Origin of the sequence: Phyllobacterium sp. 1468, from assembly GCF_031455525.1 — a bacterium.
Taxonomy (GTDB): Bacteria; Pseudomonadota; Alphaproteobacteria; order Rhizobiales; family Rhizobiaceae; genus Phyllobacterium.
Window position 1 is genome coordinate 364,521 of the sequence record NZ_JAVDSX010000002.1, and the last position, 13,433, is coordinate 377,953.

A 13,433-nucleotide genomic window follows, 5' to 3' on the forward strand; every position below is an offset into this window, starting at 1 on the left:
TACAATACCAATCCATTTGACAGTTTGTAATTTTTAACTTACATGTTGCGATGTCGGCATTTAAACAGTCCGATACCTTCAAAAGGTGGCAAAATAAGTCCCTGATCGCTTTGCGACTGCAACGTTTACTGGGAGGAAATGCTGGTGACGTTGCACCGGTCGGCGCGGGTATCAGCGAACTTCGGGTTCACCACGGTCCTGGCTATCGTGTTTATTTTCAGCGGCGCGGTGATCTGATTATCCTGCTTTTGTGTGGCGGCGACAAAAGCACTCAAGAAAAAGACATCGGAATGGCCAAGCAAATCGCTGCCGAATGGAAAGATGACAATGGCTGAGAAGTTCTACGATTTCGATCCCGCAGAAATGCTCGATTCCGATGAGGCTGTGGAAATATTCCTGACCGAAGCAATGGCAACCGATGACGCAAAGCTTATTGCAGCAGCTCTGGGCGTCGTGGCACGTGCAAAAGGCATGAGCAAGATTGCCAGCCAAACAGGATTGGCACGCGAGCATCTCTACAAATGCTTGAGCGAAACCGGAAATCCCACACTGGAAACAACGGTGGCTGTCCTGAAAGCAATGGGATTCCATTTGGCTCCGAGACAAGATGAAGCAGCGGCATGAAAATCTCTTTATAGGTTGTCGAACCACGCACAACGTACCATCTACTACGGACAAGTTACTTGCGTTCACGCGCCCATCGTGCTTTTTTTGGGCAAAGAATTGAGGTAAGATTGACCTCAAAGCGTTTTCTGGCCGTGATTCCTCCCTCGCGGCCGCGAAAGGAACCTTAAATGAGCGGTATCAACGAATTCATCGATAACGAAGTCAAGAGCAACGACGTCGTGCTTTTCATGAAGGGCACCCCGGGCTTTCCGCAATGCGGATTTTCCGGTCAGGTCGTTCAGATCCTAGACTATGTCGGTGTCGACTATAAAGGCGTGAACATTCTTTCTTCCAACGAACTGCGCCAAGGTATCAAGGACTATTCCAACTGGCCGACTATCCCGCAGCTTTATGTGAAGGGTGAATTTGTCGGCGGTTGCGATATCATCCGTGAAATGTTCCAGGCGGGTGAATTGCAGGCTCTCCTCAGCGAAAAGGGCGTCGCCACCAAGGCCGCCTGATTACGCTTTAATTGCAATTGGTTCCGGTCGCATCCGGAATCTTCATGTTAAAGGCGTCGGCCGTTCCGACGCCTTTGTCTTTGTTTGTTGTTCAAATCCAGAAAGCACTCGGAAATGGATGCCTCTGCCAATACCACTCCCTCACGCCTCCAGGGAATGGGTAAAGTCGAATTCATCGGCCTGATGGCGATGTTGATGGCGGTCAATTCCATGGCTATCGATGTCATGCTGCCGGCTTTGCAGCAGATCGGTGCAGCGCTTGGCATCAGCAGTGAAAACCATCGGCAATATGTGATTTCGGCTTATTTGCTCGGCTTCTCGGTGGCGCAGCTGTTCTTCGGCCCGCTATCGGATCGCTTTGGCCGCAAGGTGCCGATTTTCTGCGGCCTGGCCATTTATATCGCTTCAGCAATGGCGTGTGTCTTCGTCCCGAGCTTCGGCGCACTGCTGTTCTTCCGGGCACTGCAGGGCATAGGCTCCGCTGCCACCCGTGTCATTGCCATTTCGATCGTGCGTGACGTTTATGGCGGCCGGCAGATGGCCGAAGCCATGTCGCTGATCATGATGGTGTTCATGATCGTTCCGGTCATCGCGCCCGGCACGGGTCAGATCGTCATGCTGTTCGGTGACTGGCGGCTGATCTTCATCTTCATGGCGCTGATGGCAACATCGGTCGCGATCTGGATGTATCTGCGCCTGCCGGAGACGATGGATCCCACCGACCGGCGTCCATTCACCATCGTGTCGGTTGCCCGTGCATTCAAGATCGTGCTGACCAACCGCGTCGCATTTTGCTACGCACTGGCAAGTGCGTTCATCTTCGGCGCGATGTTCGGCTTCATCAATTCGGCACAGCAGATCTATGTCGAGATTTATCATCTCGGCGTGTGGTTCCCGCTGGCTTTCTCCGTCGTTGCTATCACCATGTCATTTTCTTCGTTCATGAATTCGCGCTTCGTCGGCCGCTTCGGCATGCGCCGCCTGTCGCACGGAGCGCTGCTTGCTTTCATGACGATCAATGGCCTGTGGCTGCTGCTGACGCTGTTCGGGCCGCAGCCGACACCATTCGTGCTCTATCTCCTGCTGTTTTCGCTGGCGATGTTCCAGTTTGGCTGGATCGGCTCCAACTTCAATTCGCTGGCTATGGAGCCGCTTGGACACGTGGCCGGCACCGCCTCGTCTGTGCTTGGTTTCATGGGTACCGCTGGCGGCGGCGTCATTGGCGCTGTGATTGGCCAGGCATACAACGGCACGACTCTGCCCTTGGTCACGGGGTTCTTCGTGCTGTCGCTGATCGGGCTGGTGTTCGTGTTGATCGCTGAAAGAGGAAAATTGTTCCAGCCACACAACAAGCCGATCTAGGCCGGAACTCATACATCTGAGCGAAATGGCATTACGCGATTTTCATGTGCCACTTTGGTTGAATTGCTGAGGTCCAATCTGTCGCCTAACATCCGCGTATCTTGAAGGGCCGACTATGAAATTTTCATTCGATACTCTGGGTTATGCGATACGTTTGGAACAGGGCGGATTTAGTCCCGCCCATGCCATGGCGCAAGCTGAAGCCGCGAGGGATTTCATCATGCCCGAACTGGTAACGAAATCTGATCTGGATACTGCTCTGGAGCTGCTGACGCTTCGTCTTACGGTACGGATAGCTATATTTTTCTTCGGAACATCCGTGGCGACGATTGCCATCGCGGCCATCGTAAAATTGTTCCCCTGATCGAAAAAGCGCTGATTTAACCGGCCGTCAGCCCGGCGAAATCAAAAATCCTGCGATCCAAAAGGTGGCTCGGGCGCGTGTTTGCGAGCGCTCGGATCATGATCTCCTTGCGGCCCGGCATACGCTTTTCGATATCGGCCAGCATTGCCTTCATCATGTTGCGCTGCAGCCCGTCTTGACTGCCGCACAGGTCGCACGGAATGATCGGGAACTGCATGGCCGCGGCAAATTTCTCCAGATCGTCCTCGGCGCAGTAGCTCAGCGGCCGCAACAGCATGAGATCGCCCTCGTCATTGAGCAGTTTGGGCGGCATCGCAGCAAGGCGTCCGCCATGGAAAAGGTTCATCAGGAAGGTTTCGAGGATATCCTCGCGATGATGGCCGAGCACCAGCGCCGAGCAGCCCTCCTCCCGCGCCACGCGGTAAAGATGACCGCGCCTGAGCCGGGAGCAGAGCGAACAATAGGTCTGGCTCTCCGGCACCTTCTCGGTGACGATCGAATAGGTGTCCTTGTATTCGATGCGATGCGCGATGCCGTTTGCCTTCAGAAAATCAGGCAAGATATGCTTGGGGAAATTCGGCTGGCCCTGATCGAGATTGCAGGCGAGGAGTTCCACCGGCAGCAGACCACGCCATTTGAGATCAAGCAGCAGCGCAAGCAGGCCGTAGGAATCCTTGCCGCCGGAAAGCCCGACGAGCCAGCGCTCACCCGGCTTGACCATGGTGAAATCTTCGAGCGCCTGCCGCGTGTTGCGTAACAGCCGCTTGCGCAACTTGTTGAACTCCACACCGGATGGCACGCCGAGAAACATCGGATGGCAACCGGCAGCGTCGGTCAATTCCTGGTCATGAATGGTCATGTGAACACCTCATGGCGCTTTCATTGCATTGCAAACAACGGCAGCGCAAGCGCTATCGGACTTTCCGCTCTAGCCGCAATTCCGATTGGTAAAGCCGGTTCCCACTTTTCCTGGAATTGCTTATTGCCCGAACACGGACCAGCCGGTGCGCTGCGCCAGAAGTTCCAGGGCCGCCGAGCCGAGCTGCGAATTGCCGACCTCGTTCAGCCCCGGTGACCAGACCGCGATGGACGCCTTGCCCGGGGCAATGGCCAGGATGCCTCCACCAACACCGCTCTTGCCCGGCAGGCCGACACGATAGGCAAAATCGCCCGAGCCGTCATAGTGGCCACACATCAGCATGAGCGCATTGATACGGCGGGCGCGGCTTGCCGAAACCACACTGCCGCCATTGAGCGGATTACGCCCGGCCGAGGCGAGATAGAGCCCGGCGTGCGCAAGTTGGTGGCACGACATGGCGATCGCGCAGTGATGGAAATAGACGCCGAGGACGTGTTCGACCGGGTGATCGAGATTGCGGAAGGCTTTCATGAAATTCGCGAGCGCCACATTGCGGTACCCGGTCTGCGTCTCCGAGCGGGCGACGTTTTGATCGATGGCGATGGTTTCATCATCGGCGAGTTGGCGAATGAACTGCACGATCTCTCCGATCGCCTCCTTGGGCAGATGGCCAGCCAGAACCACATCGGCGACCGCAATCGCTCCGGCATTGATGAAGGGATTGCGCGGCTTGCCCTTTTCCTGCTCGAGCTGGACGATGGAATTGAAGGGATTGCCCGAGGGTTCGCGTCCGACGCGTTTCCATAGACCGTCGCCGATCTTGCCGAGCGCAAGCGTCAGCGTGAAGACCTTCGAGATGCTCTGGATCGAGAATGCCGTCTCGGCGTCGCCTGCCACGTGGATCTGCCCGTCGACAGTGACCAGCGCGATGCCGAACTGCTTCGGATCGACGGTTGCGAGTTCCGGAATATAGTCGGCAAGCTTGCCCTCGCCGATGCGGCTGGAAAGATCGCGATAGACGCTGTCGACGACATCCTGAAGATCAGCCATTACTAGGCTCCGATTGGGAAAACAAAAAAGCCGCCAGGATTTCTCCGGCGGCTTCTTTTAAAACTCAATACCGATTAACGCGAATAGAATTCGACAACCAGGTTCGGTTCCATCTGTACGGCGTAAGGCACATCGGAGAAGGCCGGAACGCGGTTGTACTTGGCAACCATCTTGTTGTGATCGACTTCGAGATATTCAGGAACATCGCGTTCAGCCAGCTGAACGGCTTCCAGAACGATCACGAGCTGCTTCGACTTTTCGCGCACTTCGATCACATCGCCAGCCTTGCAGATGTAGGACTGGATGTTTGTGCGACGGCCGTTGACGTTGACATGGCCGTGGTTGACGAACTGACGCGCTGCGAAGATCGTCGGAACGAACTTGGCGCGGTACACGATCGCATCCAGACGCGACTCGAGCAAGCCGATGAGTTGTTCACCGGTATCGCCCTTGCGGCGAGCGGCTTCCTCATAGGTCTTGCGGAACTGCTTTTCCGAAATGTCGCCGTAGAAGCCCTTGAGCTTCTGCTTTGCGCGCAGCTGCACACCGAAATCGGAGAGCTTGCTCTTGCGGCGCTGGCCGTGCTGGCCGGGGCCATATTCACGACGGTTGACCGGGGACTTCGGACGGCCCCAGATGTTTTCGCCGAGACGGCGGTCGATTTTATACTTGGACGATTCGCGCTTGCTCATCGCATTTCCTTTCAAACAAACCAAACCTCGAGCCTTAAGACCCGGGTTCAAGGAAACGCGCCCTCCTCTGCCTTCCGTTTTCGAAGACTGACAGAATGACCCACGCACGCTTTGCGAGATCACTCACGGGACACGTCAAATGAAACGCAGAGCTCTTACAAGCCCTGCGCTGGGGTGGCTTCTAGTGTGAAGCTTTCATGATGTCAAGTTGGTATTCCCGCTCAGTAGCGCCCAGGCCGCATGTTTCAGCGGATCATATAATTTGAAACCGATGCCACATTTGAAACGTTAGGGTGGACGCTCAACAGGAGTAGAGCCGGTAATGACCCTATTCTCGCGGCAATCGCGTTGCTCGACATTCGTCCTTCTATCCCTCACAGCCATCATTGCAAGCACAGTCCTTATCAGTTCCAGCGACGATGCGGACGCGCGGCACAGACGTGGGCACCGGGTAAAAGTTGTTCGTCCCCCGAGTGTACCAGCCGTTCCCTTGCCGGTCGTTCCGCCATTGCCGCAGGACAATCCACGCGATGCGGTCGCGCGGGAAGCGCCAAAGCCCGAGGAAAAGCCTGCCGGCGAAATCCAGAAGGCGGATCCGCAAACGACGCCCGTTCCTGAGCAGAAGCCGGCTCCGGAAGCCACCGCCGAGAAGCCAAAGGAGCCGCCAAAGCCGGCCGAACAACTCGGCCCGAACCCGCTGCCCAAGCAGGATGCGAACGACAAGCCTGATCATGAGGAAAGTGTGGAGAAGGCGGATCCTTCGGTCTCGCCCGATCGGGTCTATCAGAATGCCTGCCCTGCCCTGATGAACGGCGAAGTCAAGGGCGAACTCATTTCACCCTTGTCCGAGGGAATGTGCGGTGAGCGTTCGCCGTTGAAGATCACGGCCATTGGCAAGGATAACCCGGTGAAACTGGCAGCGCCGATCACCACGAATTGCGCGATGGCAGGATCATTGGCGACGTGGGTCGTTGAGGTGCAAAAAGATGCACAGGCGAATTTTGGTGCAGAGATCGAAAGCATCACTACCGGTTCCGACTATCAGTGCCGCAAGGTCAACAATGGGCACAAGGGCCGCGTCTCGGAGCACGCCTTCGCCAACGCCGTCGATATCGTGTCCTTCAAGTTCAAGAACGGCAAGACGACGGAACTTGGTTCAGGCTGGCGGGGGAAGCCGGAAGAACAGGCATTCTGGCGCGCGCTGCAAAAGGTGAGTTGCGACCGCTTCATGACGGTGATCGGTCCGGACGGCGATGCTGCCCATCAGGGCAACCTGCATCTAGATCTCGGCTGTCATGGAAGAAAATGTGAGGCGCGCATCTGCCAGTGAGATCCGCGCCCACAGCATTTGAACTAGTGTTTGGTTGACTTCTTCTTCGGAAGGTTCTTGCGGTCGGTTTCCGCGAACTCCTCAAGCTGCTTTTCGCTCATCGATTCATACATCCCCTTGGAAGCGCCCTTGAGTTCGCTCTTCTTGGTCTGGCCGCGCTTGGCGGACAACGCCGCACCGGCTGCCTTCTGCTGGGCCTGGGATTTTGCAGGCATCGTCATTCTCCCTGAGAAATGTTGCACAGGTGAAGAAACGCAACCGGCGGATGGGGGTTCCAGCCAACTCAAACGTTCATGCAGATTATCTCTTCTCGTGTCGGAGATCGTCGGCATCGAGGCTGTCAACCAGCCATTCAAGGCGCCATTTCTACCAAATTCATGAATTTACGACCAGATCCGCGCGTGCCTCGTCGAACGCCTTGCGCGCAGCGCGCAGGTGATCGCGGTTGGCAGCCGCCCATTCGCCGAGCGCCCCCACCGGAACGGCAATCGAATGACCGATATCGGTCAAGGCGTAGGTCACTTCCGGCGGCGATGTCGGCTTGACTGTACGGCTGACGAGACCGTCGCGCTCGAGCGAGCGTAACGTCACCGTAAGCATGCGCTGGGAAATGCCTTCTATCATGCGGCGGAGCACGTTGAACCTGCGCGGTCCGGACTGCAGGTTGATCAGCGTCAAGAGGCTCCAGGAGTCGCCGACAATATCCAGCACCTCGCGCATCGGGCATCCGCCTGCACCGTCCGATTGCATGGCTGGCATCGATTCAAGCAGTGGTGTCTTGCCCTCGGTCTTCGTGTGAATACTCATATCTGCCTCGTCGTCTGTTTCTTCATCTGGACGGAACACCGGTTCCCGCTTTTCCTCATGCGGTTACTTCCATGTGCCCTGAAACGGAAAAAGTGCGTACTTCTCTCCGCCATGTTTCTAGCATACATGGTTATTATTAGTAACCGTAAAACGATGCGTAGCTGCATCAGAGGAGCATGTCATGAAAATTGCGTTGATCGGCGCTACTGGCTTTGTTGGCAGCGAGATTCTGAGGGAAGCCGTGGCGCGCGGCAATAGCGTGACTGCGCTGGTGCGCAGCCCGGACAAGGTGGAAAAGCTGAAGGGTGTCACAGCCGTCGAAGCCGATGCAACCAACACCTCCGACCTCGCAGCCAAACTCAAGGGCCATGACATCGTCATTTCCGCCTATAATCCCGGCTGGACCAACCCGGACATCAAGGCAATCCATATCGCAGCCAGCAAATCGATCACCGAGGCAACGAAGCGAGCGGGGATCAACCGGCTGATCGTGATCGGTGGTGCGGGCAGCCTTTATGCGCCCGATGGCACGCAATTTGTCGATGGCGAAGGTTTTCCCGCCGAATACAAGGAAGGCGCCTTGGGTGCACGCCAAGCCCTGAACGATCTGCGCGGTGAGAGCGACCTCGACTGGAGTTTCGTCTCGCCACCCTTCCATCTGGCACCCGGCCCCCGCACCGGCAAATACCGGCTTGGCAAGGACAATCCGGTGTTTGACGCCGATGGCAACAGCGCCATCAGCGCCAGCGACCTCGCCGTGGCGATTGTAGATGAGGCAGAATCGCCGAAGCACAGCAGAGAGCGTTTTACCGTGGGGTATTGAGGTGACGGTCGTCTCCCGGGTTTAGACCCTTTCATGCCTGGATGGAAACAGTTCCGTTCCAGAATGGAGAGACGGTCCGCTGCTGTGCGTGGTTCGACAAGCTCACCATGAGGGAGGTTGCGTTTCAAGAGAGTCGGAAACTGAAGAGCTGCGCCTTGCTAGCTCTCTCGGAATGCGCCTACCTCCCTCATGGTGAGCTTGTCGAACCACGCACAGCAAACTCATCTCCCAACCCGGTTTCCTTTTGGTGCCTTGGCAACTGCAACGTGCGTTCTTCCCATGGCGTCATCCTGCGCTTAACTATGCAGCACAGTTCAACGCAAGGTATGACCATGGAACTCGGCATCTATACATTTGCAGGGATGAGCCCCGATCCCGCGACGGGCGTCGCCATCAGCGCGCACCAGCGCATGCAGAACCTCATCGAGGAGATGGTGCTCGCCGATGAGGTCGGGCTCGATGTGTTCGGAATCGGCGAACATCACCGGCCTGACTTCGTCATCTCGACCCCAGCTATCGCATTGGCGGCGGGCGCCTCGCGGACAAAGAACATCCGGCTGACCAGCGCCGTAACGGTGCTGAGCTCCGACGATCCGGTACGGGTTTTCCAGGAATATGCGACGCTCGACCTGATCTCCTCCGGCCGCGCCGAAATCATGGCCGGACGTGGCTCGTTCATCGAATCCTTTCCGCTGTTCGGCTATGACCTCAACGATTACGACGAGCTGTTTGCCGAAAAACTCGACCTGCTGCTGAAACTGCGCGCCAGCGAACGCGTGACATGGAGCGGCAATTTTCGCGCGCCGATCGACAATCTCGCCGTTTACCCGCGTCCGCTGCAGGATCCACTGCCCGTGTGGATCGCGGTCGGCGGCACACCGGCATCGGTGGTCCGCGCCGGAACGCTCGGCCTGCCGCTCGCCGTGGCGATCATCGGCGGCGAACCGCATCGTTTTGCGCCGCTGGTGGACCTTTATCGCCAGTCGGGAGCCAAGGCAGGACATGCGCCAGAAACGCTGAAAGTCAGCATCAATTCGCATGGCTATATCGCAGAGACTTCGCAGGCCGCGTCTGACGAATACTGGCCGTCCTACGAGGTGGTGATGAACAAGATCGGTCGCGAGCGCGGCTGGCCGCCGAGCAGTCGCGCCCAATACGAAGCCGGGCGGACACCGCGTGGCGCGCTATTGGTCGGCTCAGCGCGGGAAATCATCGACAAGATCATGCTGCAGCACAGCTATTTCCAGCACGACCGCTTCATGTTGCAGATCGACCTCGGCAGCCTGCCGCACGTGAACACGCTGAAGGCCATCGAGCTTTATGGCACGAAGGTCGCCCCGGTGATCAGGAAGGAACTTGGCGGAGTGGCGAAAACGGCGGCGGCAGCGACGGCCTGAGAAGCCTTCACTCCACGATCTGGACCCCCGCCGACCCGGCAGGGAATTGCCTGCTGGCCGACCCGCCCTGCATGAAATCCAGGACATCGCGTAATTTGACATAGCCGTCATGATCACGATCGATGGCCGCAAAATGATCGGCGACATAGCCCCAGCTTGCATTCTTCGCTTGGCTGGCTGTCAGCAATCCGGAGGAAGTACCGGCAGCTTCCGCAAAGCGCGCCGCAAGTTCGGCGTTGATCTCGGCATTGATCGATGCGCCGGTTACGGGCGGCAGGTTCGGATCGATCGGCGGCGAACCCATCCTGTCCCTGACCAGGACGACAGCGCCGGCATGCAACTGTCCCATGCCGGAAGCCGGCATTGCGACGGCCATCGATGTGCTGAAAAAGATCAGAATAACAGCAGCTTGCAATATTTTTCTCATAGTATTCATCTCACTGGAGAGCCGCCGATTTTTGCACCGGAGGGACGGCTGGCGGGGTATAGGGCGGCGCGTCGTAGAAATCGTCCATGGTTTTCTTCAAGGCCGGACGCTCCTTTTCGACGTAGTAGATCATATGACCGCCCTCGAAGTCGTGGACCGGGATCCGGTCGGATAGCTTGACGTCCGCTCCGTTCACTTTGACCACCTTGTCGAGATCGAGCTCCGTTTGAAAGAACGGAGTCGCAGCATCGAAATACCCATGGGTGACCATCAGTTTAAGCTCTGGGGCATAGTTGATCGCCAGCCCAAGGTCGGAAAGTGTTTCCGCCGTGATTTTGGCTCCTCCGCCCCGGTTGCTGCCCCAATCCCATGACCAATTAGAGCTGGTCAGTTCTGCAGAAGCGACATAGCGGGCGTTGTTTTTATAGTTCAGATAGTCCGGCAGAAATGTCGCCATTTCCGCCTTGAACGCAATGTCTTCAGAATATTCGAAATCATACTTGACCGCGCCTTGGACAAGCATGCGGGTATCATAGATGTTATAGCTCATACCCGGTTTCAGAAAGTTCATATAACCAAGTGCACCCTTGCGGTCCGGCTCCACACGGCCGATATCCATGTTGGGGTACACCGCCCAATAGTTCTTGATCTTATCAACTACCTTCTTCGGATTAAGCGAAGGTATTTCTACAGCGGAAACATGGGTCAACCGGGCTATTTCAGACAGATATGCCTTGCCATCCTCCGTGGTCTTGAATGCGTCCCAGCCTGTGCTGCCGCTGCGAAACTGCGCGATCGCCGGTATGTGTTTTGTTTTTGTGAACGTCCGCGCCTCATCTGCGCGGTCGGCCATTGTTCGCGTGTCGGACTCTTCGAAATAAGCACCGGTCAGGATATATGTTGGCAGAAAGCCGGCGCATGACGCGGAGGTATCACCAGCCCGGCAATTTGTTGCATAGTTCAGAATGGGCGAATGGAGGATGGACCCTGTCAGCACGACCGGGGGCTTGCCCGACTTATCCTCCTCGAAGCCCGTGGTGCCGGCATCGGCCAGTAGTCTGGTCAAAACCGGCACGCGAATGCCGCCGCCATAGGATTCGCCATAAAGATATTTCGGTGAGCTTTGGCGGTTGTTCGCATTGATGTAGCCGGTGATGAAATCGCGCATGACTTTGGCGTCTGCATCGACGCCCCAAAAATCCTTGTTGATGTGGTTTTTGACGTCCGAGGAGATGGCTTGCGAATAACCGGTCCCGACAGGATCGACAAAGACGAGATCCGATTTGTCGAGCAGCGTTTCCGGATTGCCGATAAAGGGGTAGCTCTCGGGAGCATGAGCTGAGGCATCAGCCGGAACATTGGGCGCGTCAACCTTAAGGCGCCACGGTGCCCAAGCACCGAGATGCAGCCAAATCGAAGATTCGCCCGGGCCGCCGTTGAAGAAGAAGGTCACAGGGCGCCCCTCCTTTGGCAGGTCATCGCGGGTATAACTCATATAGAAGACTGCAGCTTGCGGATCGCGCTTGGCATCAGGATTGTTCTTGTCCTTCTGGCCATAGGCGATGAGATGACCGGCCTTGGCGGTGAACCACACCGTCTTGCCGCCGAGCTGCATCGAATGACGCTTGACCGAAGGCGTCTCGTCGACCTTGTCAAATGCTACTGACCCGTTTGGATCGTCGCCATAGGGATTGCTGTCTTCGATGGGATGGTTGTCCGGCGCGTAAAGCATATAAGCCTCTTCGAGCTTGCCCGCGGCAGTCAGGAGCCCGGCTGCCTTGTCGATCAGACTGGCGGCCTCGCTGGCAAGGCCAACCTTTTTCAACAGGTTTGCCGCCTCGACATAGCGCCCGGCGTCAAATAGGGCCTCTGACCGAATTCGTGCTGCATCGAGCGTCGCCTCATCCGTTATAGCCTTGCCGTCCAGCTTGATCCGCTCGAGTTCAAGGCCCGCCTTTTTGATCTCCTCTGCCTTGTCAGCTGCCAGCTTGATCAGATCGTCGAGCTTTTTCTGCTCGGCAGCGATATCGCCGCCCTTGCCGTCTTCGCCCGCAAGCTTTTTCCAAGCCTCCTGCGCCGCTGCCAGTTTGTCTTGTGCCGTTAGGATTTCATCGGAGAGGGTTTCGAGAGTCTTGCGGGCCGCTGCAATGTCGCCCCCATCGCCATTCTCGCCCTGCAGCTTGTTCAAGGCTTCGCGCGCTGCTTTCAGCATTTCACCAGTAGTCTTGATTTCTTTCGTGACATCGAGCAGCTTGCGCTCCGCGTCGGCAATTTCACCGCCCTTGCCATCGTCCCCCTGCAACGTGGCGAGTTTCTGCCTTGCTGCAACAAGATCGTCATTTGCCTTGCGGGCCGCCTCCTGCAGATCGTCGCGTTCTTTGGTTGCCTTGGCAATCTCGCCTGGGTCGGCGCCATCTCCCGTCAGCTTCTTGAGTTTCTCCTGTGCGGCAAAAATCGAGCCTTCGCCCTTGCCGTTCAATATTTCGAGGGAATCCTGCGCAGACTTGAGTTTGTTGTTGGCATCATCGATTTTGCTCTGGAGGTCAGCAAGCCTTTCTTTGGCCGCCTTGATCTCGCCGCCCTCGCCGCCATCGCTTTCTTCACCTGCAAGCCGCGTGAGCTTTTCCGTTGCCTTTTTGAGCTCTTCCACTGTCGCCGCTGCATCCAGGACGAGCTTGTCATACGCTGCTTTGGCAAGGCCGATCTCGCCGCTCTTGTCTTCAAGGCTGCCCAGCCGCGCCAATGTTTCTTTTGCCGTCTTGATCTCTGCTGCCTTGCCTTCCGCCTCCTTAGCCAGCTCTGCAAGACGGGCTTTCTGAGCGGAGATTTCGCCGCCCTTTCCGTCCCCACCCTGCAGCCGGTCGAGTTCAGCCGTGGCACTCCCAATGGCTGATCTCAGCTCTTTCTGCCTGGCTTCCAGGGCCGCGACATCTTTTTCTCCCGCGTCCTTTTGTGCATTCACTTTGACCAATTCGGCCTTTGCATTGGCCAGATCAGAAAAGGTGCCCTCTGTTTCGTTGTTCTTCGTCGAAGAGTCCGAGCCGTTACAGGCGGAAAGGCCAAGGGCGGCCGCAAGCAATAAATAGCGAAAATTCATAAGTGCTCTCTGAAAAACTCAAAAAGCAACTTTTGGCGGCGGCAAGTTGCGGGGTCAATTCGACGTTAGTCGCAATTTGTCTATTTTTTTATCGCCCG

15 protein-coding genes are annotated in these 13,433 nt (G+C 56.8%); 8 read left to right on the forward strand and 7 right to left on the reverse strand.

Annotation, left to right across the window (positions count from 1 at the left end):
• The first annotated feature begins 50 nt into the window (after positions 1–50).
• The 5 genes from J2X72_RS07220 to J2X72_RS07240 all read left to right on the forward strand — a co-directional run bounded on the left by J2X72_RS07220 (position 51) and on the right by J2X72_RS07240 (position 2,853).
• The gene (locus tag J2X72_RS07220) at positions 51–335 is read left to right on the forward strand and encodes a type II toxin-antitoxin system RelE/ParE family toxin (RefSeq protein ID WP_310070162.1); all 285 of its coding nucleotides are present in this window, start codon (positions 51–53) and stop codon (positions 333–335) included.
• A complete protein-coding gene (locus tag J2X72_RS07225) occupies positions 328–624 on the forward strand; it encodes an addiction module antidote protein (protein WP_210001213.1) in 297 nt (98 codons plus the stop codon). The genes J2X72_RS07220 and J2X72_RS07225 overlap by 8 nt, the downstream gene beginning before the upstream one ends.
• A gap of 170 nt (positions 625–794) precedes the next feature.
• Positions 795–1,127 carry a Grx4 family monothiol glutaredoxin gene (gene grxD / locus J2X72_RS07230; RefSeq protein ID WP_112528367.1) on the forward strand — a complete coding sequence of 111 codons (333 nt, stop codon included), beginning with the start codon at positions 795–797 and terminating at the stop codon, positions 1,125–1,127.
• A 156-nt stretch (positions 1,128–1,283) separates the two neighbouring features.
• A complete protein-coding gene (locus J2X72_RS07235) occupies positions 1,284–2,489 on the forward strand; it encodes a multidrug effflux MFS transporter (RefSeq protein WP_210001698.1) in 1,206 nt (401 codons plus the stop codon).
• 115 nt (positions 2,490–2,604) lie between these two features.
• On the forward strand, positions 2,605–2,853 hold the full coding sequence (locus tag J2X72_RS07240; RefSeq protein ID WP_210001212.1) for a hypothetical protein: 249 nt from the start codon (positions 2,605–2,607) through the stop codon (positions 2,851–2,853).
• Between the two features lie 16 nt (positions 2,854–2,869).
• Here J2X72_RS07240 and ttcA read toward each other — a convergent pair whose 3' ends face one another.
• The 3 genes from ttcA to rpsD form a co-directional block, all read right to left on the reverse strand.
• On the reverse strand, positions 2,870–3,712 hold the full coding sequence (gene ttcA / locus J2X72_RS07245; protein ID WP_310070166.1) for a tRNA 2-thiocytidine(32) synthetase TtcA: 843 nt from the start codon (positions 3,710–3,712) through the stop codon (positions 2,870–2,872).
• Between the two features lie 120 nt (positions 3,713–3,832).
• A complete protein-coding gene (locus tag J2X72_RS07250; protein WP_310070169.1) occupies positions 3,833–4,762 on the reverse strand; it encodes a glutaminase in 930 nt (309 codons plus the stop codon).
• Positions 4,763–4,836: 74 nt separating this feature from the next.
• The gene (gene rpsD, locus J2X72_RS07255) at positions 4,837–5,454 is read right to left on the reverse strand and encodes a 30S ribosomal protein S4 (RefSeq protein WP_112528375.1); all 618 of its coding nucleotides are present in this window, start codon (positions 5,452–5,454) and stop codon (positions 4,837–4,839) included.
• Positions 5,455–5,776: 322 nt separating this feature from the next.
• Between rpsD and J2X72_RS07260 the strand changes: the two genes are divergently transcribed.
• Entirely contained in the window at positions 5,777–6,784 is a 1,008-nt protein-coding gene (locus J2X72_RS07260; protein WP_310070174.1) for an extensin family protein, read from the forward strand.
• A gap of 23 nt (positions 6,785–6,807) precedes the next feature.
• Here the strand turns inward: J2X72_RS07260 and J2X72_RS07265 are convergent, their stop codons facing one another.
• On the reverse strand, positions 6,808–6,999 hold the full coding sequence (locus tag J2X72_RS07265) for a DUF3008 family protein (RefSeq protein WP_112528379.1): 192 nt from the start codon (positions 6,997–6,999) through the stop codon (positions 6,808–6,810).
• Positions 7,000–7,159: 160 nt separating this feature from the next.
• Complete coding sequence (locus tag J2X72_RS07270; RefSeq protein WP_310070177.1) at positions 7,160–7,591, reverse strand: helix-turn-helix domain-containing protein; 432 nt, start codon at positions 7,589–7,591, stop codon at positions 7,160–7,162.
• 181 nt (positions 7,592–7,772) lie between these two features.
• On the opposite strand from J2X72_RS07270, the gene J2X72_RS07275 reads away from it, so the two are divergent.
• Both J2X72_RS07275 and J2X72_RS07280 read left to right on the forward strand, forming a co-directional pair.
• Entirely contained in the window at positions 7,773–8,414 is a 642-nt protein-coding gene (locus tag J2X72_RS07275) for an NAD(P)-dependent oxidoreductase (RefSeq protein ID WP_310070178.1), read from the forward strand.
• A gap of 332 nt (positions 8,415–8,746) precedes the next feature.
• A complete protein-coding gene (locus J2X72_RS07280; RefSeq protein WP_310070180.1) occupies positions 8,747–9,811 on the forward strand; it encodes an LLM class flavin-dependent oxidoreductase in 1,065 nt (354 codons plus the stop codon).
• A gap of 7 nt (positions 9,812–9,818) precedes the next feature.
• Here the strand turns inward: J2X72_RS07280 and J2X72_RS07285 are convergent, their stop codons facing one another.
• Both J2X72_RS07285 and J2X72_RS07290 read right to left on the reverse strand, forming a co-directional pair.
• Positions 9,819–10,238 carry a hypothetical protein gene (locus tag J2X72_RS07285; RefSeq protein WP_310070183.1) on the reverse strand — a complete coding sequence of 140 codons (420 nt, stop codon included), beginning with the start codon at positions 10,236–10,238 and terminating at the stop codon, positions 9,819–9,821.
• Between the two features lie 10 nt (positions 10,239–10,248).
• A complete protein-coding gene (locus tag J2X72_RS07290; protein ID WP_310070184.1) occupies positions 10,249–13,335 on the reverse strand; it encodes a S10 family serine carboxypeptidase-like protein in 3,087 nt (1,028 codons plus the stop codon).
• Between the last annotated feature and the right edge of the window lie 98 nt (positions 13,336–13,433).